19 protein-coding genes and 1 riboswitch are annotated in these 21,088 nt (G+C 69.8%); of the genes, 9 read left to right on the plus strand and 10 right to left on the minus strand.

The features are described 5' to 3' along the window. Nucleotides 1–341 precede the first annotated feature (341 nt). The 4 genes from SGFS_RS21295 to SGFS_RS21310 all read right to left on the minus strand — a co-directional run bounded on the left by SGFS_RS21295 (nucleotide 342) and on the right by SGFS_RS21310 (nucleotide 5,189). On the minus strand, nucleotides 342–1,829 hold the full coding sequence (locus tag SGFS_RS21295; protein ID WP_286252475.1) for a glycoside hydrolase family 3 protein: 1,488 nt from the start codon (nucleotides 1,827–1,829) through the stop codon (nucleotides 342–344). Nucleotides 1,830–1,838: 9 nt separating this feature from the next. Further along, on the minus strand, nucleotides 1,839–2,681 hold the full coding sequence (locus SGFS_RS21300; RefSeq protein ID WP_286252476.1) for a carbohydrate ABC transporter permease: 843 nt from the start codon (nucleotides 2,679–2,681) through the stop codon (nucleotides 1,839–1,841). Continuing rightward, nucleotides 2,678–3,673, minus strand: a complete 996-nt coding sequence (locus SGFS_RS21305) for a carbohydrate ABC transporter permease (protein WP_286252477.1) — start codon at nucleotides 3,671–3,673, stop codon at nucleotides 2,678–2,680. The genes SGFS_RS21300 and SGFS_RS21305 overlap by 4 nt, the downstream gene beginning before the upstream one ends. Nucleotides 3,674–3,908: 235 nt before the next feature. After that, nucleotides 3,909–5,189 carry an extracellular solute-binding protein gene (locus SGFS_RS21310; RefSeq protein WP_286252479.1) on the minus strand — a complete coding sequence of 427 codons (1,281 nt, stop codon included), beginning with the start codon at nucleotides 5,187–5,189 and terminating at the stop codon, nucleotides 3,909–3,911. 368 nt (nucleotides 5,190–5,557) lie between these two features. On the opposite strand from SGFS_RS21310, the gene SGFS_RS21315 reads away from it, so the two are divergent. The 8 genes from SGFS_RS21315 to SGFS_RS21350 all read left to right on the plus strand — a co-directional run bounded on the left by SGFS_RS21315 (nucleotide 5,558) and on the right by SGFS_RS21350 (nucleotide 14,123). Next, complete coding sequence (locus tag SGFS_RS21315) at nucleotides 5,558–6,322, plus strand: GntR family transcriptional regulator (RefSeq protein WP_286252480.1); 765 nt, start codon at nucleotides 5,558–5,560, stop codon at nucleotides 6,320–6,322. A gap of 52 nt (nucleotides 6,323–6,374) precedes the next feature. Continuing rightward, nucleotides 6,375–6,491, plus strand: a complete 117-nt coding sequence (locus SGFS_RS21320; protein ID WP_286252481.1) for a CstA-like transporter-associated (seleno)protein — start codon at nucleotides 6,375–6,377, stop codon at nucleotides 6,489–6,491. A 156-nt stretch (nucleotides 6,492–6,647) separates the two neighbouring features. Beyond that, on the plus strand, nucleotides 6,648–6,929 hold the full coding sequence (locus SGFS_RS21325; protein WP_286252482.1) for a DUF3311 domain-containing protein: 282 nt from the start codon (nucleotides 6,648–6,650) through the stop codon (nucleotides 6,927–6,929). After that, nucleotides 6,926–8,554 (plus strand): monocarboxylate uptake permease MctP, encoded by a 1,629-nt coding sequence (mctP, locus tag SGFS_RS21330; protein ID WP_286252483.1) that lies wholly within the window; start codon nucleotides 6,926–6,928, stop codon nucleotides 8,552–8,554. The genes SGFS_RS21325 and mctP overlap by 4 nt, the downstream gene beginning before the upstream one ends. 252 nt (nucleotides 8,555–8,806) lie before the next feature. Continuing rightward, entirely contained in the window at nucleotides 8,807–9,796 is a 990-nt protein-coding gene (locus SGFS_RS21335) for a nucleoside hydrolase (RefSeq protein ID WP_286252484.1), read from the plus strand. Between the two features lie 100 nt (nucleotides 9,797–9,896). Beyond that, the gene (locus tag SGFS_RS21340; RefSeq protein WP_286252485.1) at nucleotides 9,897–10,403 is read left to right on the plus strand and encodes a GNAT family N-acetyltransferase; all 507 of its coding nucleotides are present in this window, start codon (nucleotides 9,897–9,899) and stop codon (nucleotides 10,401–10,403) included. Between the two features lie 62 nt (nucleotides 10,404–10,465). Further along, nucleotides 10,466–10,589, plus strand: a riboswitch (cobalamin riboswitch). A gap of 124 nt (nucleotides 10,590–10,713) precedes the next feature. Next, the gene (locus SGFS_RS21345; protein WP_286252486.1) at nucleotides 10,714–13,110 is read left to right on the plus strand and encodes a ribonucleoside-diphosphate reductase subunit alpha; all 2,397 of its coding nucleotides are present in this window, start codon (nucleotides 10,714–10,716) and stop codon (nucleotides 13,108–13,110) included. Next, complete coding sequence (locus SGFS_RS21350; protein WP_286252487.1) at nucleotides 13,110–14,123, plus strand: ribonucleotide-diphosphate reductase subunit beta; 1,014 nt, start codon at nucleotides 13,110–13,112, stop codon at nucleotides 14,121–14,123. Before SGFS_RS21345 ends, SGFS_RS21350 begins: the two co-directional genes overlap by 1 nt. Nucleotides 14,124–14,133: 10 nt before the next feature. Here SGFS_RS21350 and SGFS_RS21355 read toward each other — a convergent pair whose 3' ends face one another. Beyond that, nucleotides 14,134–14,931 carry a hypothetical protein gene (locus SGFS_RS21355; RefSeq protein ID WP_286252489.1) on the minus strand — a complete coding sequence of 266 codons (798 nt, stop codon included), beginning with the start codon at nucleotides 14,929–14,931 and terminating at the stop codon, nucleotides 14,134–14,136. Nucleotides 14,932–15,017: 86 nt separating this feature from the next. Beyond that, nucleotides 15,018–15,248 (minus strand): hypothetical protein, encoded by a 231-nt coding sequence (locus SGFS_RS21360; protein ID WP_286252490.1) that lies wholly within the window; start codon nucleotides 15,246–15,248, stop codon nucleotides 15,018–15,020. A gap of 93 nt (nucleotides 15,249–15,341) precedes the next feature. Between SGFS_RS21360 and SGFS_RS21365 the strand changes: the two genes are divergently transcribed. After that, nucleotides 15,342–16,304, plus strand: coding sequence for a GlxA family transcriptional regulator (locus SGFS_RS21365; protein ID WP_286252491.1), 963 nt, complete (start codon nucleotides 15,342–15,344; stop codon nucleotides 16,302–16,304). 25 nt (nucleotides 16,305–16,329) lie between these two features. Here SGFS_RS21365 and def read toward each other — a convergent pair whose 3' ends face one another. From def to SGFS_RS21385, 4 genes are all read right to left on the minus strand, one after another. Next, on the minus strand, nucleotides 16,330–16,980 hold the full coding sequence (gene def, locus SGFS_RS21370; RefSeq protein ID WP_286252492.1) for a peptide deformylase: 651 nt from the start codon (nucleotides 16,978–16,980) through the stop codon (nucleotides 16,330–16,332). 136 nt (nucleotides 16,981–17,116) lie between these two features. After that, nucleotides 17,117–18,097 carry a tetratricopeptide repeat protein gene (locus SGFS_RS21375; RefSeq protein WP_286252493.1) on the minus strand — a complete coding sequence of 327 codons (981 nt, stop codon included), beginning with the start codon at nucleotides 18,095–18,097 and terminating at the stop codon, nucleotides 17,117–17,119. Between the two features lie 198 nt (nucleotides 18,098–18,295). Further along, complete coding sequence (locus tag SGFS_RS21380; RefSeq protein ID WP_286252496.1) at nucleotides 18,296–19,549, minus strand: HD-GYP domain-containing protein; 1,254 nt, start codon at nucleotides 19,547–19,549, stop codon at nucleotides 18,296–18,298. After that, on the minus strand, nucleotides 19,546–20,940 hold the full coding sequence (locus SGFS_RS21385) for an HD-GYP domain-containing protein (protein ID WP_286252498.1): 1,395 nt from the start codon (nucleotides 20,938–20,940) through the stop codon (nucleotides 19,546–19,548). The genes SGFS_RS21380 and SGFS_RS21385 overlap by 4 nt, the downstream gene beginning before the upstream one ends. Between the last annotated feature and the right edge of the window lie 148 nt (nucleotides 20,941–21,088).

Consider the following 21,088-nt stretch of genomic DNA (forward strand, 5'->3'; position numbering starts at 1 on the left):
AGAGCAGTGGACACGCATCCACAAGTGAAGATGACCAAGCCCTACTAGGGCCGGTGAGTCAGTAGGACGCAGACAGGCGCCGAGGTCCCCGGAAGTGGGGGCCGTCGGCGCCTACGCGTAGCAGGGCTTGCGGTCGTCGGGCAGGTGCCGGCCGGTGGGTGGTGTGTGCCCACCCGTTCCGTCCCGGCGAAAATGGGTGGGCAGACGCCACGCCGTGGCTACGAGGGGGCCTGCGGCACAGCAGCAGGAGGTGCGAGCCACCCCCCGCCCACCAGCAGGAGGGTGCGGGTCGCCGCCTCCATGCCGCCGCGAGGTTGGGAGCCGCCGCCCGCTCCGGGGGGCTACCGCACCCCCGCGATGACCTCCGCCGCTGCTCTTCCGCATACGGGGGCCGCGCCGTGGGTCGCGATGTGGAGGGCGCCTCTTGGTGGGGCCTGGGGGATGCCCATTTCGACGACGATCGTGTCGGGGCGGGTGGTGAGGAGGGTGTTCAGGGCTTCCGTCATCCAGGGGTGGCGGTGTTCGTCGCGGACCACGGCGACGATGCGGCGTGTGCCCGCGACGGCCAGGGCGGAGGCGCCCGCGCTGTCGCCCGCGAATGTGCCGGTCTCGGTGCCGGGGCGGAGGCGTGCCAGGTCGGCGGCGACGCCCCAGGGTGTCTCGTCGCCCACGGCGATGTTGACGACCGGAGTGAAGGCAGCGACGTAGAGGGGGTGGGTTGTGGGCTCGTACGGGTCGGCGCTTGTAAGCCGGAGTGCGCGGCGGGCCGCGGTCAGGCCGATGGTCTCGCGGGCCGGTCCGGCCGAGACCCCGGGTGTCCGGGCCGTGCTGCGCGCCAGTGACCGTACGCGGGACGCCGCGTCGGCGAGGCGTTCCTCGGGGAGGGTGCCGGCGCGTACGGCCGCGACCAGGGCGTCGCGCAGGCGGCGTATCGTCTCGTCGTCCGCGAGGCCGCCGCCCACGCAGATCGCGTCGGCGCCTGCGGCGAGGGCGAGGGCGCTGCCGTGCTCGATGCCGTAGGTGCCGGCGATGGCCTGCATCTCCATGCCGTCGGTGACGATGAGGCCCTCGTAGCCGAGGCCGCGGCGGAGGAGATCGGTGAGGATGCCCGGGGACAACGTTGCCGGGTGGTCGGGATCCAGGGCCGGGACGAGGATGTGGGCGCTCATGATCGCGCGGGTGCCGGCGGCGATGGCGGCGCGGAAGGGTGCCAGTTCGCGGGCCTCCACCAGGGAGCGCTCGGCGTCGATGCGGGGCAGGGCCAGGTGGGAGTCGACCGCGGTGTCGCCGTGGCCCGGGAAGTGCTTGGTGCAGGCGGCGACGCCGGCGGACTGCAGGCCGGTGACGTAGGCCGCCGTATGGCGGGCGACCAGGTCGGGGTCGGCGCCGAAGGAGCGTACGCCGATGACAGGGTTGGCCGGGTTCGAGTTCACGTCCGCCGAGGGCGCCCAGTTGAAGTTGACGCCGCACTCGGCCAGGCGGCGGCCCAGTTCGTGGGCGACCTGCCGGGTCAGTTCCACGTCGTCGACCGCGCCCAGGGCGTGGTTGCCCGGGAAGGAGGAGCCGGTGCGGACCTCCAGGCGGGTGACGTCGCCACCCTCCTCGTCGATCGCGACCAGGACGTCCTCGCGTTCGGCACGCAACTGGGCGGTCAGGGCGGCGAGTTGTTCGGGCGAGGTGATGTTGCGGCCGAAGAGGCCGACGGAGGCGAGGCCCTCGCCGAGGCGGCGCAGCAGCCAGTCGGGGGCGGTGGTGCCCGTGAACCCGGGCTGGAGGACCGTCAGCACGTCTCGCGTCAGAGTGTCCGTGCCAGTGGCGAATGTCGTCATCGGGTGGGGTTATCCCTTCACGGCGCCCGCGGTGAGGCCCGCGGCCATCTTGCGCTGGACGAGGAGGAACAGGACGACGATCGGCACGGCCATCATCGTGGAGCCGGCCATCATCGGGGCGTATTCGGTGCCGTGCTTGGTGGTGAAGTTGCCGAGCCAGACGGTCGCGGTCTGGTTCTGCTGGCTCATCAGCATCAGGGCGTACAGGTACTCGTTCCACGCCTGGATGAAGCCGTAGACCGAGGTCGCGACCATGCCGGGGGCGAGGAGAGGGAAGACCACGCGGAGGAAGGCGGTGGTGCGGGAGCAGCCGTCGACCATGGCCGCCTCCTCCAGCTCGCGCGGGATGTTGACGATGAAGCCGCGCAGGGTCCACACCGTGAACGGGAGGATGAAGGTCAGATAGGTGATGATCAGGCCACTGAGGCGGTCGTACTGGCCGAGGTCGTTCAGGAGCAGGAAGACCGGGATGATCATCGCGACGAGCGGGACCATCTGGACCGCCAGGATGGCGACGATCACGACCTTGCGGCCGCGGAAGGCGAAGCGGGAGATGGCGAGGGCGGCCAGCATGCCGACGAAGATGCCGATCACCACCACCGTGAGGGACACGACGAGGCTGCGGCCGACCGGGCCCCAGAAGTCGGCGATGTCCAGTGCCCGGCCGAAGTTGGCGAGGGTGACGGACGTCGGCAGCAGGCTGGGGTCGGGGTCGATGGCGTCCTTCGCGGGCTTGAACGCCGTGTTCAGCATCCAGTAGACGGGGAAGCCCGCAGTGACGAAGACGAACAGGCCGAGGAGGTTCCAGCCGAGCTTGGACCTCCGGGGACCGGAGACAGTGGCAGTACTCATTCGACCTCTCCGATCTTCAGCATCTGGCGCATGTAGACCCCGATCACACCGAGCAGCAACAGCACGGTCAGCAGGGCGATCGCCGAGCCCTGCGCGTAGTCGTTGACCACGAACGCCTTGTCGTACGAGTAGGTGGTGAGCAGTTGGAACTCGGGCTCCGGGTGGCCGCCCCGCATCACGAAGACCTGCGGGAAGACGCCCATGTCCCAGATGACCGACAGGGTCGTGAGCATCACGATGATCGGCTTGAGGATGGGGAGGGTGACGTAGCGGAACACGCCCCACGCGCCGGCGCCGTCGAGGCGGGCGGCCTCCTCCAACTCCTTGGGGACCTGGGTGAGTCCGGCGCTGAGGGTGATGACGACGAACGGCACCGCGCCCCACACCACGAGGAGCGTGATGACGGCCAGGCCCTCGGTACCGCTGGCGAACCAGTTGTGGCCGATCATGTCGACGCCGGGGAGCTTGCTGAGGAGCGCGTTGAAGATGCCGTAGTCGGAGTCGAAGAGCCACTTGAAGACGGTGGTGGCCACGATGATCGGCATGCCCCAACTCGCCACGAGCGCGATGTTGATGAGCGTCTTCACCCAGCCGGACACCCGCTGGAGCAGCAGGGCGATCAGCATGCCGATGACCATCGTGAAGATCACGCAGGAGGCGGCGAAGACGACGGTCCGTACGGTGACGGCCCAGAACTCGCTGTCGCCCAGCACCTCGGTGAAGTTGTCGAAGCCGACCGACTCCGCCGGCTTGAAGCCCCACAGCTGGGACTGGCCGAACTTCTGGAAGGACAGGGTGACCAGCCGGACCAGCGGATAGCCGAGGACGAGGGCGAGGATCAGCAGGCAGGGCGCCAGCAGGGCCCAGGGGACGGTGGCACCGCCGCCGGGAGTCCGCTTTCTGCCCGGCCGTTGCGGGGCCGCCGGCGGTGGCTGGGGGGCGGGCCGCGCGGGCGGCACCTTGGCGGTTGTGGTCGTGTCTGCGGCACTCATCGCGCGCTCCTCAGCAGTCCCTTGGGTCGTACGGGAAGCCGCGCCCCGTAACCGTGCGAAGTGTGATGGTTACGGTGTGCTGGCGAGAACCAAGCTGGCACAGCAACGTCCTTGCAGGCTTTGCGTATCCGGGCTGGTTCCAACCCGGCTGGTGCTGATCGTGTAAGACCCGGTCGCTCGGTGAGCGACCGGGCCACGTGAGCCAGGAATTCACCGCCTTCGGGCAGTGGAGGGCTCAATTGGCGTTGATGACCTTGTCGATTGCGGCGTCCGCTTCCGCGGCCGCCGCCTCGACCGACTTCTTGCCGGTGCCGATGCTCTGCAGCATGGTCTGCAGGACCTGGGCCTTCTCGACCTGGCCCCATCCCGGTGCCATCGGGACGAACCAGTTGGACTCGGCCGCGGTGGCCGGGACGGCGGTCGCCGGGTCGTCCTTCAGGGTGGCGAGGTCGGTCTTGTTGTTGGGCAGGTTGCCCTTGGCCATCAGACCCTTCTGGCCGGAGGAGCCCGCGAACGCGTTGATCCACTCGGCGGCGACGGCCTGGGCGTCGGACTTCACCGGGACGGCGAGGTCGGAGCCGCCGAGGAAGACGGGGAGGTTCTTCCCGGAGGGGCCGGGCATCACGAAGTTCTCGACGTTGCCGGCGAGCTTGCCGGTCTTGTCGTTCTCCTTCGCCGCGGCGGTCGCGCCCTCCCAGGCGGGGGCGAAGATCATGCCGGACTTGCCCTGGCCGTAGACGATGTAACGGTCGGACTCGTCCTTGGTCTTGTCGCCGTGCATGTACGTGTCGACGACGTTCTTGAACTCGTTGAGGCCCTTGACGGACTCGGGTGAGGAGAGGTTGCCCTTCCACTGGCCGCCCGACTCGACGGCTATGGAGCCGCCGGCGTCGTAGACGAAGGACATGGCCGCGTACCAGTCGCGGGTCGGCTGGTACCAGGCGCTGAACTTCTTGCCCTGCTTCTTCTGCACCTTGCCGAGGGCGGCGGTCAGCTCGTCGTAGGTCTTCGGCGTGGACTTGACGCCCACCGCGGCGAAGACGTCCTTGCGCCAGTTGGCGACGCGGCCGCCGGCGTAGTACGGGACGCCGTACGTCTTGCCCTCATAGGTGACGGAGGCCTTGAGACCGTCCAGCCAGGCATCGGAGTTGTCGAACTTCGCCGGGTCGACGGGGGCGAAGGCGCCCTTGACCATGTAGCCGAGCATCTCGGTGTTGCCCATCTCGACCACGTCGGGGGCCTTGTCGGTGGCGAGGACGGCGTCGAGCTTGGCGTTCTTGTCGGGCCAGCCGTAGTACTCGTGATTGATCTTGATGCCCGGGTGCTTCTTCTTGACCGCCGCATCGGCCGCCTTGACCAGTTCCGGCCAGTTGTTCTGCGCGTCGACCGTGAGCCAGACCGTCAGCTCCTTGGCGTCCGCACCGGTGTCCGAGCCCCCGCTCTCGCCGTTCCCGCATGCCGCGATGGAGACCATCATGCCCGCGACACAGATCGCGGTTGTCAGCTTGCGCTTCACGCCACCCTCCTCAGGGATGCCCTTGCTCAGGGATGCCACAAACCCCCCTGCTCCCCGCGGCGACAGACGTACCGCCCATGGGGCCGGGACCTGGACCAATGGTGTAGACCAGTACGCCGGAGCTTGGCTCAGACCAATCGGTGTGTCAAGGGGGTGCGATACGGCTCCGACCAGCCGTTATGCGACCTACATATGCAAGAACCTTTAAGTAAGAAGGCGGCGAAATCCGCGCCGTTGGGTCACACTCTTCGGGTAGACCACTTCGCCCTCGCGGAGCAGACCAGCGAGACTCGCTCCGTGGACTAGACCAGCGGGGGGTGTGGGGGTATACAGAAGGATCACGCCACAAGGAGCCGGGAAGGCGGAGCATGAGCACCGACGTCAGCAGTGCGGAGAACGAGAACGGGACGACCGTCCGTACCGCCCGTGTGCCCAAGTACTACCGCCTGAAGAAGCACCTGCTCGACATGACCGAAACGCTGCCGCCCGGCACCCCGGTCCCGCCCGAGCGCACGCTGGCCGCCGAGTTCGACACCTCACGCACGACCGTGCGCCAGGCGCTGCAGGAGCTGGTGGTCGAGGGGCGGCTGGAGCGCATCCAGGGCAAGGGCACGTTCGTGGCCAAGCCGAAGGTCTCACAGGCGCTGCAACTCACCTCGTACACCGAGGACATGCGGGCCCAGGGCCTCGAACCCACCTCTCAGCTGCTCGACATCGGCTACATCACCGCGGACGACACGCTGGCGGGTCTGCTCGACATCACGGCCGGCGGCCGGGTCCTGCGGATCGAGCGCCTCCGTATGGCGAACGGCGAGCCGATGGCGATCGAGACGACCCACCTGTCCGCCAAGCGCTTCCCGGCTCTGCGCAGGTCCCTGGTCAAGTACACGTCCCTCTACACCGCGCTCGCCGAGGTCTACGACGTCCATCTCGCCGAGGCCGAGGAGACGATCGAGACCTCGCTGGCGACCCCGCGCGAGGCCGGCCTGCTCGGCACGGACGTGGGCCTGCCGATGCTGATGCTCTCCCGCCACTCGCTGGACAAGGAGGGGCAGCCGGTGGAGTGGGTGCGGTCGGTGTACCGGGGGGACCGGTACAAGTTCGTGGCGAGGCTCAAGAGGCCCACGGACTGAGGCCGCGTTGCGGTGTGGCGCTTCCCCGCCGCCCCAAGTGGGCCACACCTTCGTGAATCATTTGCGCGCACACGCCCGGGAGCGGCCGCTTCCGTCCCGGCGAGACTTCGAACGCCTGCGGACGGACCGGCGGGAGTCCGATCCCTGGCAGGGGTTCCGCTGCTGCTGAGCTGCGCGACGGGCTTGTTGCACGGCGCACTGGTTGTGCCGCACATCCGTTATGCGGGCGGGGTTCCCTAACGCGGAAGCGTCCCTTAGATTTCCTGCGCGTTGCACACGTGATCACGAGTCATCACAGGTATCGGTGAGGGGACGGAGCCTTGACATGTCAGACGCGCCTGAAGTGAAACCACCGGTGGTGACACCGGTCCGGGTGGTCATCGCCCTGTGTCTGTTCGCCCCGTTCGTGGCGATGCTCTGGGTCGGCGCGTACGCCAAGCCGGACCCGGCGTTCATCGGCATCCCGTTCTTCTACTGGTACCAGATGGCCTGGGTGCTGATCTCCACGGCGCTCACGGCCACCGCGTACGTGCTCTGGCAGCGTGACCAGCGTGCCCGCAAGTCGCAGGCCCCGGTCCGGTCGCAGAACGGGGGTGTCGCGAAGTGAAGGACGGCGTGAACGGCGTCGCACTCGCCGTATTCATCTTCTTCTTCCTGGCCGTCACGGTCATGGGCTTCCTGGCCGCGCGCTGGCGCAAGGCCGAGAACGAGAACAGCCTCGACGAATGGGGCCTCGGTGGCCGCTCGTTCGGCACCTGGGTCACGTGGTTCCTGCTCGGCGGCGACCTCTACACGGCCTATACGTTCGTGGCGGTCCCGGCGGCGATCTACGCGGCGGGCGCGGCGGGCTTCTTCGCGGTGCCGTACACGATCCTGGTGTACCCGCTGATCTTCACCTTCCTCCCCCGCCTGTGGTCGGTGTCGCACAAGCACGGCTATGTGACGACCTCGGACTTCGTGCGCGGCCGCTGGGGCTCGAAGGGGCTGTCGCTGGCGGTGGCCCTGACCGGCATCCTGGCAACGATGCCATACATCGCGCTCCAGCTCGTCGGCATCCAGGCGGTGCTGGACGTGATGGGTGTCGGCGGCGGTGAGAACACCAACTGGTTCGTCAAGGACCTGCCGCTGCTGATCGCGTTCGGTGTGCTGGCCGCGTACACGTACTCGTCCGGCCTGCGCGCGCCCGCGCTGATCGCCTTCGTCAAGGACACCCTGATCTACATCGTCATCGCGGTGGCGATCATCTACATCCCGATCAAACTGGGCGGCTTCGACGAGATCTTCGCCAAGGCGGGCGAGGCGTACGGCCAGATCAACCCGGCGACGGGCAAACCGCGCGGGGCGCTGGTACCGCCCGAGGTGAACCAGTGGACGTACGCGACCCTCGCCCTCGGCTCGGCGCTCGCGCTCTTCATGTATCCGCACTCGATCACGGCGACGCTCTCCTCGCGCAGCCGTGAGGTGATCCGCCGCAACACCACGATCCTCCCGCTCTACTCCCTGATGCTGGGCCTGCTCGCGCTGCTGGGCTTCATGGCGATCGCGGCCGGGGTGAAGGTGACCAACGGGCAGCTGGCCATCCCGCAGCTCTTCGAGACCATGTTCCCGGACTGGTTCGCGGGCGTGGCCTTCGCGGCGATCGGCATCGGTGCGCTGGTGCCGGCGGCGATCATGTCCATCGCGGCGGCAAACCTCTTCACCCGCAACATCTACAAGGACTTCATCAAGCCGGACGCGACCCCGGAGCAGGAGACCAAGGTCTCCAAGCTGGTGTCGCTGCTGGTGAAGGTGGGGGCCCTGGTCTTCGTCCTGACGATGGACAAGACGGTCGCGATCAACTTCCAGCTCCTGGGCGGCATCTGGATCCTCCAGACCTTCCCGGCTCTGGTCGGCGGCCTCTTCACCCGCTGGTTCCACCGCTGGGCACTGCTCGCCGGCTGGGCGGTGGGCATGCTGTACGGGACGCTGGCCGCGTACGGGGTGGCCTCGCCCACGCAGAAGCACTTCGGCGGGTCCTCGGCGGAGATTCCCGGGATCGGGGAGATCGGCTACATCGGTCTCACCGCGTTCGTCCTGAACCTGGTGGTGACGGTCGTCCTCACCTTCGTCCTGCGTGCGGCCAAGGCCCCCGAGGGCGTGGACCAGACCAAGCCGGAGGACTACACGGCGGACGCGGGCGACGCGGGGGTGCAGGTGGAGCTGCCGCCGGCTACGGCGGGGTCGAGCCACTAGGGCGTGTTTCGAAAGTGGCGTCGTCCGCCCGGAGGGCGGGGCCCGCGGCGTCTGGTGCGGTGCATCGCAAGGCGGAGGGTCGTCCGCGTACTGGGTGTACGCGGACGATCCCGACAACGCGGCGAGGTGCCGTGCCAGGCGTCGCGGGGCAGACGGGACTTTCGAATACACGCCCTAGATCCATGGTCTTCTCGGGCCGGGGGCGGGATCTCGCCCCCGGCCCTCCTGCTTGCCGCGACTACGCTGGACCTCGTGACCGCCCTCGCTCCGATCGTCCTCGACAGCGACCCCGGCATCGACGACGCCGTGGCCCTGCAGTACCTGCTCGGCACGGGCCTGTGGGACCTCAAGGCGTACACGTCGGTCGGCGGCAACCTCCCCGCGGACGCCACCTACCGGAACGCCCGAGCGCTCGCGCGGGCCATGCGCATCGACGACGACGTCCCCGTGCACCGCGGCGCCGGCCGCCCCCTCTCCCGCCTTCCCTACCGCGAGGCCTCCGCGTTCCACGGCCCCGCCGGCCTGGGTGACGAGACGCTCCCCGACTCCACCGCCCCGCACCAGGCGGAGTCCTCCGCGCAGGCGCTGCTCCGGCTCTCCGGACAGTACGAGGGCGAGCTGACCGTATGCGCCACGGGCCCGCTCACCAACGTGGCGATCGCGATCCTGGAGGACCCGGACTTCGCCCGCCGCGTCAGGAGGTTCGTGTTCATGGGCGGCGCGGCGCAGGTGCCGGGCAACTTCACCCCGGTCGCCGAGTTCAACATCTGGTCCGACCCGGACGCCGCCGAGATCGTGCTCTCCTCGGGCATCCCGTTCACGATGGTCGACCTGGACGCCTCGCACCGCTGGCTCTTCCGCCCCGCCGACCTGGCCGCGCTGGAGGCCGCGGGCCCGGCCACGGCCCTCGCCGCACGGCTGATGCGCACCTACATGGACGCCTACACCCGACACGGCGGAGACGGCACCTGCCCGCTGCACGACCCGCTCGCGGTGGGCGTGTGCGCGGACGAGGCGTTCGTGAGCGCCGCCGAGGGGGCCGTGGTCGTCGAGTGCGCCAGCGAACTCACCCGCGGTCAGACCGTGTTCGTACCCGCGGAAGCCCGGCGGGTCTACTACTCCGAGTCCCCCGCCCTGACCGCCCGCCTGCGCGCCACCGGCCGCGTCGCCCTGGGCCCCGGCACCCGCGACTTCTCCAAGGACTTCGTGGCGACGCTTCCGCAGTGGCCTGCCACCGTCTGATGGCGGCCACCACCCTCTAGCGATCTGCTCATAGGACTATCCCTCGCCCCTGTGGAAAACGCCGGGCCCCATCCGCGTCCGCTGCTGCACACTGCGACGCATGGACATCACGATCAGGCAGGTGGCTGCCGACGAGTACGCCACCCTCGGCGAGATCACCGCTCAGGCCTACCTGGGCGACGGACTGCTGGACTTCGGAGAGAGCGACGAGTACCTCGGCGAGCTGCGTGACGTGGCCAAGCGGGCCGCCGCGGCCGAGGTGCTCGTCGCCGTGGCGGACGGTCGGGTGCTCGGCGGTGTGACCTTCGTCCCGGCCGGTGGCCCCATGGCCGACATCGCCCGTGCGGGAGAGGCCGAAATACGTATGCTCGCGGTCGCCCCGGAGATGCGCGGTCGAGGCATCGGCGAGGCTCTGGTGCGTACCTGCGTCGAGCGCGCCCGGGCCGTGGAGGGCTGCGTACGCCTCGTGCTGTCGACCCAGCGGACCATGCGCACCGCCCATCGCATCTACGAACGTCTGGGCTTCACTCGTACACCCGAGCGCGACTGGAACCCCGTTCCACACCTCGACGACATCATGCTCCTCACCTATGAGTTGACGCTCTGACACGCTCCGAAGTCGACGTGACACAACATCTGGGGGTGACCCCGCAGCCCGACACAAGATGTATGCTCATGCTCGCTGTCGCCGCAGGGGAATCCGGCGCGAATCCGGAACTGTCCCGCAACGGTGTACTTGCGTGTATTTGCACGCCTGTTCAGTCCGAGGACCTGCCGACAGCGCGCCCGGCCGACCGGTCCGGGTGCCCTGACGTCCGGGCCTCGTGGAGTGGGCCGGTGGACGCGACGCCCCCGTGCGCTCGTGTGCTGCCGCCTGCCCTTCACCAGGTCCACTGCCGAGCGAGGGAGAGCCCCACGTGACCATCGCGCCAGCCGACCCGGCTTCAGTTGCCCCGGCTTCGGCCGCCCCGGTGACGGAGACCGACGGTCCCGGTACCGCGTTGCTGCGGACCCTGACCGAGCTGACCGCCGACCTCCCCGACGCCGACCCCGGCCGGGTCGCCGCCGCCGCGCTGCGCGGCCGGTCCGCGCGGGCGGACGAGGCGGAGCTGCGCGAGCTGGCCACGGAGGCGGCCGCCGGCCTCATCTCCGAGGACCCCGCCTACTCCAAGCTGGCCGCCCGGCTGTTGGCCGTCAGCGTCCGCGCCGAGGCCGCCTCGCAGGGCGTCACGACGTTCACGCAGTCCATCGTCGTGGGGCACCGTGAGGGCCTCGTCGCCGACCGCACGGCGGAGTTCGTACGCGTCCACGCCGAGCGCCTCGACGCGCTCGTCGACCCGGCCGGCGACGACCGCTTCGGCTACTTCGGCCTGCGCACGCTGCACAGCCGCTATCTGCTCCGGCACCCGATCACCCGCAAGGTCGTCGAGACGCCCCAGCACTTCATGCTGCGGGTGGCGAGCGGCCTCGCCGAGGACGACACCGCTCGTTCCGTCGACGAAGTCGCCGCGCTCTACGGGCTCATGAGCCGCCTCGACTACCTCCCCTCCTCCCCGACGCTCTTCAACTCGGGTACGCGACACCCCCAGATGTCGTCCTGCTACCTCCTCGACTCCCCACTGGACGAGCTGGACTCCATCTACGACCGCTACCACCAGGTGGCCCGTCTCTCGAAGCACGCGGGCGGCATCGGGCTGTCGTACTCCCGGATCCGCTCGCGCGGTTCGCTGATCCGGGGTACCAACGGGCACTCCAACGGCATCGTGCCGTTCCTGAAGACGCTGGACGCCTCGGTCGCCGCGGTGAACCAGGGCGGGCGGCGCAAGGGCGCGGCCGCGGTCTACCTGGAGACCTGGCACTCCGACATCGAGGAGTTCCTGGAGCTGCGCGACAACACGGGTGAGGACGCCCGGCGTACGCACAACCTGAACCTGGCGCACTGGATCCCGGACGAGTTCATGCGCCGGGTGAACGCCGACGAGCAGTGGTCGCTGTTCTCCCCGGCCGACGTTCCCGAGTTGGTCGACCTGTGGGGCGAGGAGTTCGACACCGCGTACCTCAAGGCGGAGGCGAACGGCCTGGCGAAGAAGACCATCCCGGCCCGCGACCTGTACGGCCGCATGATGCGCACGCTCGCGCAGACCGGCAACGGCTGGATGACCTTCAAGGACGCGGCCAACCGCACGGCCAACCAGACGGCCGAGTCGGGCCATGTCGTCCACTCCTCCAACCTCTGCACGGAGATCCTGGAGGTCACTGACGACGGGGAGACGGCGGTCTGCAACCTGGGTTCGGTGAACCTGGGCGCGTTCGTCGACCGGGCGACCGGTGACATGGACTGGGAGCGGCTGGACGAGACGGTCCGCACCGCCGTCACCTTCCTCGACCGCGTCGTCGACATCAACTTCTACCCGACCGAGCAGGCGGGCCGCTCCAACGCCAAGTGGCGTCCGGTCGGCCTCGGCGCGATGGGCCTCCAGGACGTCTTCTTCAAGCTGCGCCTGCCCTTCGACTCCCCCGAGGCGAAGGCCCTGTCCACGCGGATCGCCGAGCGCATCATGCTCGCCGCGTACGAGGCCTCCGCCGACCTCGCCGAGCGCAACGGCCCGCTGCCGGCCTGGGAGAAGACCCGTACGGCCCGTGGTGTGCTGCACCCCGACCACTACGGCGTCGAGTTCACCTGGCCGGAGCGCTGGGCGGCCCTGCGCGAGCGCATCGCGACGACGGGCATGCGCAACTCGCTGCTCCTCGCCATCGCGCCGACGGCGACCATCGCCTCGATCGCCGGTGTGTACGAGTGCATCGAGCCGCAGGTGTCCAACCTGTTCAAGCGCGAGACGCTGTCCGGCGAGTTCCTCCAGGTCAACTCATACCTGGTGAACGACCTGAAGGAGCTCGGCGTCTGGGACGCCCGCACCCGTGAGGCGCTGCGTGACGCCAACGGCTCGGTGCAGGACTTCGCGTGGATCCCGGCCGACGTACGGGCGCTGTACCGCACGGCGTGGGAGATCCCGCAGCGCGGCCTGATCGACATGGCCGCCGCCCGCACGCCGTACCTGGACCAGTCGCAGTCGCTGAACCTGTTCCTGGAGACGCCGACCATCGGCAAGCTCTCGTCGATGTACGCGTACGCCTGGAAGTCGGGGCTGAAGACGACGTACTACCTGCGCTCGCGCCCGGCGACCCGCATCGCCCGCGCCGCCCAGGCACAGGCCCAGCAGCCTGAAAACACCATCCCCGTCCAGCAGGCGACCTCCGAAGAGGCGATCGCCTGCTCCCTGGAAAACCCCGAGTCCTGCGAGGCCTGCCAGTAATGACCAGCGAAGCCAAGAACCTGCTCGACCCGGGCTTCGAGCTGACTCTCCGCCCCATGCGCTACCCCGACTTCTACGAGCGCTACCGGGACGCGATCAAGAACACCTGGACCGTGGAGGAGGTCGACCTCCACTCGGACGTCGCCGACCTGGCGAAGCTCACGCCGGCCGAGCAGCACCTGATCGGCCGCCTGGTCGCGTTCTTCGCGACGGGCGACTCGATCGTGGCGAACAACCTCGTGCTGACGCTGTACAAGCACATCAACTCCCCCGAGGCTCGCCTGTATCTCTCAAGGCAGCTCTTCGAGGAGGCCGTCCACGTCCAGTTCTACCTGACCCTCCTGGACACCTACCTCCCCGACCCGGAGGACCGGACGGCGGCCTTCGCGGCGGTGGAGAACATTCCCTCCATCCGCGAGAAGGCCGAGTTCTGCTTCAAGTGGATCAACGAGGTCGAGAAGCTGGAGCGCCTGGAGTCCAAGGCCGACCGCCGCCGCTTCCTCCTCAACCTCATCTGCTTCGCCGCGTGCATCGAGGGCCTGTTCTTCTACGGCGCCTTCGCGTACGTCTACTGGTTCCGCAGCCGGGGCCTGCTGCACGGCCTCGCGACCGGCACCAACTGGGTGTTCCGCGACGAGACGATGCACATGAGCTTCGCCTTCGAGGTGGTCGACACCGTCCGCAAGGAGGAGCCGGAGCTCTTCGACGACCAGCTTCAGCAGCAGGTCACGGACATGCTGAAGGAGGCTGTCGAGGCCGAGCTGCAGTTCGGCCGCGACCTGTGCGGTGACGGCCTCCCGGGCATGAACACCGAGTCGATGCGGCAGTACCTGGAGTGTGTCGCCGACCAGCGCCTCACGCGCCTCGGCTTCGCGCCGGTGTACGGCTCCGAGAACCCCTTCTCCTTCATGGAGCTGCAGGGCGTCCAGGAGCTGACGAACTTCTTCGAGCGCCGTCCGTCGGCGTACCAGGTCGCGGTGGAGGGCACCGTCGACCTGGACGAGGACTTCTAGGCCGCCGAGGTCACTTGAGCGTGACCGCGTCCCCGGCCGACGCGACCCTCGCGGTCGTGGTCGTGCCGGGGAAGTACCAGCGCCAACTGCCCGCCGCCGTGGCGGTCACCTTGGTGCCGAGCTTCCCGGCGCTGCCCGTCTTCACCGTCTTGACCGTGGTGTAGCGGGTGGCGCCGTTCTTCTTGAACTGCAGCTGGACCGACTGCCCGGTGAACCCTTTGTACTTCAGGGTCTCCCAGTCGGCCCGCGACAGCTTGCCGGTCACGGCGACCTTCGCACCCTTGGCGACCTTCTCCGGCTTGATGACCGTGGTGAGGGTCGAGGCACGCTTGACCTTGTACCGGGCGATGTCGTCGGAGATCCAGTAGTCGCCGTCGTTCGCCTTGACGGTGGCGTTGACCTGCCAGACGCCGGCGACGCGGTTGGAGTCGATGTCGTCGCTGTCGGGGATCGAGCCGGGGTCCACCCTCATCGTTCCCGTGCACACCGAAGTCGTCGCACTCTTCTTGACGCAGAACGAGTCGCCGTACCAGGTCGTGAAGCCGTAGCCGTTGGCCCTGTTGAACGTGCTGAGATCGGTGATCTTCTTGGCGCCCGAGTTGTCCTTGATGGTGACGGCGATCGGGAAACTGATCGTCCTCGACGTCCCGATGATGATGTTCCTGCCGGCGTTGACGACCGCGTCGGTGACCCGGACGTCGCCCTTCCCCTCGGCGTGAGCGCCCGTCGCCGCCAGCAGCACCAGGGCCGCCGCCCCGCCCGCGACGGCCAGGGTCCGGCCGTGCGCGGGGCGCGTTCTGTGTCTCATGTTCCTCCCCTTGTGGTCGGGGAGAGGCTACACAGGACGCCGGACGGCGTCGTACGGATACGCGATCAGCGCCGCAAGATGCGCGATCAGGCCGCGCGGGCGATGCGGTGCGAGCAGGACGCCTCACGGGCGGCGGTGCGCACGCCCTGCGCGGTGTCAGGCCTCTCGACGGCCGCGTTACGCTCCTGGGCCTCCCTGATCTGCCGGTCGATGCGCCGGTCGCGGGCCACGCCGATCAGAGCGGGCAGGGCGACCAGGAGGAGCATGCCGAGGACGGTCAGAGTTCCGATGAGGGCTTCTGCCTGTGTCGTGTTCATGGACACCACTGTCCCGCCGAACACTCCTGACCGTGAGTGGCAGGACTGCCGCACACCCTCGAATTCCTGCCAAGACTGCGGCACACTGGCAGCATGTTGCAGAACGTGGCCGTGGTCCTCCTGGACGGTGTGCATCCCTTCGAACTCGGCGTCGTCTGCGAGGTCTTCGGCCTGGACCGCAGCGATGAGGGACTGCCGGTGTACGACTTCGCGGTCACCTCGGCGGAGGGGCCGACGCTGAGCACGCACGCCGGGTTCACGATCTCCACGCCGTACGGCCTGGACCGGCTTGAGGAGGCGGACCTCATCGTCGTACCGGCCGGCGAGAGCTTTGTGCGGCGGATCTATCCGGCGGACCTGCTGGACTCGCTGCGCCGGGCCGCCGACCGCGGTGCCCGGGTGCTCAGCGTCTGCTCCGGTGTCTTCGTGCTCGGCGCGGCAGGCCTGCTGGACGGCCGGCGCTGCACGGTGCACTGGAAGCAGGCCGACGAGCTCACCCGGCAGTATCCGCGGGCGATCGTCGAGCCGGACGTGCTGTACGTGGACGCGGACCCGGTGATCACCTCGGCGGGCACCGCCTCCGGCATCGACGCCTGTCTGCACCTCGTGCGGAAGGAACAGGGACCGGAGGTCGCCAACAAGATCGCCCGGCGGATGATCGTGCCCCCGCACCGGGACGGCGGACAGGCCCAGTACATCGAGCGGCCGCTGCCGCGCACACAGTGCGACACGGTCGGCGAGGTGCTCGTGTGGATGGAGCAGCACCTCGACGAGGAGGTCACCGTCGAGCAGCTCGCCGCCCGGGCCCATATGTCACCGCGTACGTTCGCCCGCCGCTTCCAGCAGGAGACGGGCACGACTCCCTACCGCTGGATCCTGCGCCAACGTGTGCTGCTGGCCCAGCGGTTGCTGGAGGCGACGGACGAGACGATGGACGCGATCGCCTGGCGCACCGGCTTCGGCACGGCGGCCGCCCTGCGCCATCAGTTCGTACGCTCACTGGGCACGACCCCGCAGGCGTACCGCCGCGCCTTCCGGGGCCCGGAGGCCGCCTGACGGCGAACAGCTCCCGGAGCGGCTCTCAGTCGTTCGCGACCACGGCGTAACGGGGCTCGTTCGCGGCCATCTGCCGCAGCGCGTCCTTGCGGTCGCGCTTGGAGAGCCGGTCGATGTAGAGGTACCCGTACAGGTGGTCGGTCTCGTGCTGCAGGCACCGCGCGAAGTAGCCCGTGCCACGCACCTTGATCGGGTTGCCCTTCTCGTCCTGCCCGGTGACCTCGGCGTAGTCGGGGCGCGCGAGCGGCATGTACGCGGTCGGCACCGACAGGCAGCCCTCGTTGCTGTCGTCCAGACTGCGCCGCTCGGCGGGGAGTTCGACCAGCTTGGGGTTGCAGACCACGCCGGTGTGCCGCTTGCCCTCGTCGTCGGGGCAGTCGTAGACGAACACCTTCAGGTCGACGCCGATCTGGTTGGCGGCCAGGCCCACGCCCTCGGCGGTGTGCTGGCTGGCGAACATGTCGTCGACCAGCTTCGCCAGTTCGTCGTCGAACTCGGTGACGTCCTTGCACTCCTTGTGCAGCACGGGGTTCCCGACGACCGTGATGGGCCGCGACGTACCGCGCTCACGGCGGGCCGCCTCGCGCTCCTCGCAGTCCTCGGTGTCGATGACGAAGCCCTCGTCGTCCACGGGGAGCACGCCCGCGTGCTGCTGATCGGTGTCCTGCTGCGCCATGACCGACGTATGCCTTCCTGAGATTCAAAGAAAAGGTGCGGATACAGCCTACGGGTCGGTGGCGCCCCTCAAGGGGCGCGGGGAACCGCGCGACCGGCCCCCACGAACCCGCGGGCCGGAACACGACCGCACGCCCCTAACAGACCTCTTCCAGATCCCGCCAGTCACGAGAGTCCGGGCTGTCGGCCACCCACCCGTCCAGCAGCCCCCGGACCAGCGAGGCCGGCGCAGCGATCCCGCACTCCCGCTCGGGTGCCCACAGCTGCCCGTCGGTCCGGTGCCCGAGCGGCCCGGGATGTCCCGGCTCGCTGTGATCATGCGGGTCGAGATGCTCCCCGTCACCCTCGTCGGACGGCATCCGCGACTCCGAGCACAACCGGCACAGCAGCCGCACCGACGACGACCAGTCCTCCGCCGCGAACCCGGCGTCGGCCGCGAGCCGCTCCAAGGCGTCCCGATCGTCCTCGGTGGCCGCCTCCAGCAGCACCACCCACGTCGGCACCGGCGACGGCGCCCACAGCTCGATCTCGTCGAAGACGGGGTAGGCGTGCCCGGCGGCCGTGGTCCGCTCGCCGTGCGGAACGCCGTCGTGCAGCACGACCTCGCCCCAGCGCCGCCCGGACGACGGCAGCGGAATGGACAGCACCTCGATCCGTGCCGGGTCCAGCCGCCGCCCCCACACGACCTCGGCCTCGCCCTCCGGCGACAGCCGTACGGCCGCGCTGCCGAGCTCCATGCCGACGGGCTCGCCGGCGCCGGTCCCGCTGCCGGGCACCTTCAGCCCGTACGCCTGCCAGGCCCGGCGGGCCAGCGGCCAGTCCTGCAGGGCGGTGGCGGCGATGCCGACGTTCCACCAGTCGGGGGCGCCGGTCTCGCGGTCGAGCAGCGCGACGGCCCTGAGACCCGCGGCCCGCGCCTGCTCCCAGTCGTGCCGGAACTTGTGGAGCAGGGCGAGGTTGAACCAGGACTCGGACAGCCACGGCTCCAGGTCCGCAGCACGTGTCAGCAGCGCGCCCGCGTCCTCGTAGCGTCCGTCGCCGATCAGCGTGAACGCGCGGTCGGTGGCCTGCCGCCACGAGGCGGAGGGCCGGTGCCGTCCCTTGCCGAAGATCCTCACGATTCCCGCCTGCCAGTTACGAATCCCGCCTGCCAGTTCCGTGGAGTGAGCTGGCCTGTGCCCCCGCATACCCTCTCCCTCGCATCCAACCACGGACGGAAGGAGAGCCGCTCATTACCCATGGGTTACCCAGTCATCGGCAGCGTAAGACCGTCGGCCCCTCTCCCACCACCGCCCTTGCCGAGCTTTCCCCGGAGCTCAAACACCCGGAGGGACTCCCGTCGCGCCGCCCCCTTGTCTGGCCAGCACCCGGGCGAGTGCCTCCACGACCTGCGGCTGATAGTCCCGCGCGGTCCCCAGCCGCAGCTCCTCCAGCGCCTTCAGCGGCGCCCCCGCCGCCCCGTCCCGCGTCTTCTCCTCGTACGCGTTCACCGCTCGTACGACCCGGGCGCCGACCGGCTGCTCACGGTACGGATCCGCCTGCCGCTCCACCACGACGGCGACCTCGGCGTCCACCCCGGTCTGCCGTACGACCGCGCCGCCGAGCAGTGCGATCCGGCGCTGTTCCTCGGCCGGGAGCCCTGCGGTGGCTCCGGCGGGCACGGGGTCGACGAGGCTGAGCTGTCCGATGTCGTGCATCAGCGCCGCGTGTTCCAGCACGATCAGCTCCGCCTCGGTCAGGCCCAGCTCCCGGCCCACGTCACGGCTGAGCGCGGCCACGCGCCGCGCGTGCCCCGCGGGGGTGTATCCGGCGATCTCGGTGGCCCTGGCCAGCGACGCGATGGTCTGCCGATAGGTGGCCCGCACGGCCGCGTACCGCCGGAAGGACAGCTGGGTGAGCAGCAGGGGGAGGGAGAAGACGGGCAGGGCCCACAGTCCCACGACGGCGACCGCGAGCGACATCACGACGCCGGTCGCGCACACCGCGGGGCCGATCCCGACCAGCGCTCGCAGCTCGTCCCTCAGCAGCGGCCCGAACGGCCACCCCGTGCGTGCGCGCGCGGTCGTCGCGGCGAGGACGGCCCCGCACAGCGCGGTCAGCACGAGCAGCGAGACGAGGAGCAGGACGTACGCGGGGCCGGTCCACTCCGCCAGCAGGCCCCGGTTGTAGAGGGGCTGGAAGCAGACGGCGGCGAAGGCGACGGTGAGAACACGCCGGGTGAGGTGGTCGAGGGTGCGCCCGCGCCCCTTCGCCACGTGCGGCACACAGCCGACCAGCGCGGCAGCGACGACGACCGCGACGACCTGGAGCACCCCGTGGTGCGTGGACTGTCCGCCGTTCTCACCGAGCAGCGCGTACGCCAGGGCCCCGGCGGCCCCGAGCGGCGCGCTGGCCCGCCCCTCCCCGCTCCACCGGGACAGCTCCCCGACGGCGATGAGCGCCCCGAAGGCGAGGGCGGCCCCGGGTTCGTGGAGGCCGTACCAGAGGGTGTGGGCGACGGAGACGAGAGCGAGGAGAACGGTGGTGGTGTGGAGGAGCGAGAGGCGGCGCAGGCGGCGGGCCGGTCTCATGGAGCGGCCCTCCCACCCGTGGCGTTGGGCTGCCCCACGATCCGCTCGGCCGGGGGTGTGCGCTGCGCCGATACGTTTCCGCCGGCCTCCGCCGTGACCGTGGGATGCCATCCGCACCGGTCCAGCGCCCGGACGAGCGCCCGCACCATGACCGGGTCGAACTGCGCCCCGGCGCACCTCTCCAGCTCCTCCAGGGCGGCGGCGACCGGCCGGGCCCGGCTGTACGACCGGGTGGAGGTCATCGCGTCGAAGGCGTCGGCGACCGCCACCACCCGGGCGAACTCGGGGATCTGGTTCCCCATCAGCCCGCACGGATACCCGCTCCCGTCCAGCCGCTCGTGGTGGTGCAGCACCGCCGCCCGGGCCTCGCCGAGGAACGAGATCCCGCGGACCATCTCGTGGCCGTACTCGGGATGCAGTTCGATGACCCGCCGTTCCTCGGGGGTGAGGGGCCCGTCCTTGCGCAACAGCCGGGTGGGGACGCCGAGTTTGCCCACGTCGTGCAGGATGCCGGCGAAGCGGAGCACCTCGGCCCGCTCGTCGTCCATGCCCAGCTCCCGGGCGATCATCATGGACGCCTGCCCGACCCGCTCGCTGTGCCCGCGCGTGTAGCCGTCCTTGATGTCGACGGCCTGCACCAGCGCGCGGATGGTCGCCTGGTGCGCCGCCCGCTCCCGGTGGTACTGGGCGAACACCCAGCAGGACACATACATCGGCAGCAGGACGAGCAGCGCCGCGACCGGTCCGTACGGGCTGCGCCAGAGCACCGCCATCATCAGCCCGGCGAGCCCATGGACGGCGACGGGGCCCAGTGAACGGGCGAAGAGCCCGCCCCACGCGCCGCGCACCGGCCCCCTCCCCCACTCTCGACTCCGCTCGAGTGGGGGGACCCCCATGGCCAGCGCCCGGATCCCGCCGTCGAGCACGGTCAGCACCGCGCAGAACGCGAGCACCGCGGCCCCGGCGGGCAGCAGGGCGTACGGGAAGTCGGGTCCGGCGACGGCGTCCCGGCCGCCCAGCGCCCAGTGCGCCCACGAGGCGGCCCACACGGCGAGGGCCAGCTGCGCCGCGCGCCAGATCCGCCGCAGCCGACGCGGCCGCTGCTCGACCCGGGCGAGCAGCGCCCCCGGCACGGCCACGAGCGCGGCGGCCGGGGGCGGCAGCAGAAAAGCCCCCGCGAGCAGTACGGGGAAGAACGTGCCCATGCCCTTCGGCGCCCGGTGGCCGACGAAGGGACAGCGGGTGATCTGCTCACAGGCCGCGTAGAGCACCGCGAGCAGTGCGACGGCCCACCACGGGGCGCGTACGTCCGGCAGCGGGGCCAGACAGACCAGGGCACCGAGAACGACACAGGCGACGTACGCACGTGCCCATGCCGGAACCGACCCCATGGCGCCGCCTTCCCGTGATTTCAGGCTCCGGAGCCTAGGGCGGCCCGGGGCGGGCAGGGGTGGCTATGGGGGAATAGGTCGGGCCAAGGTGGCGGGATTAACCCCTTCGGGTGAAGAGACGTTCCTGTGGCGACGGCTGCGGTGACGG

The organism is Streptomyces graminofaciens (assembly GCF_030294945.1).
Taxonomy (GTDB): Bacteria; Actinomycetota; Actinomycetes; order Streptomycetales; family Streptomycetaceae; genus Streptomyces; species Streptomyces graminofaciens.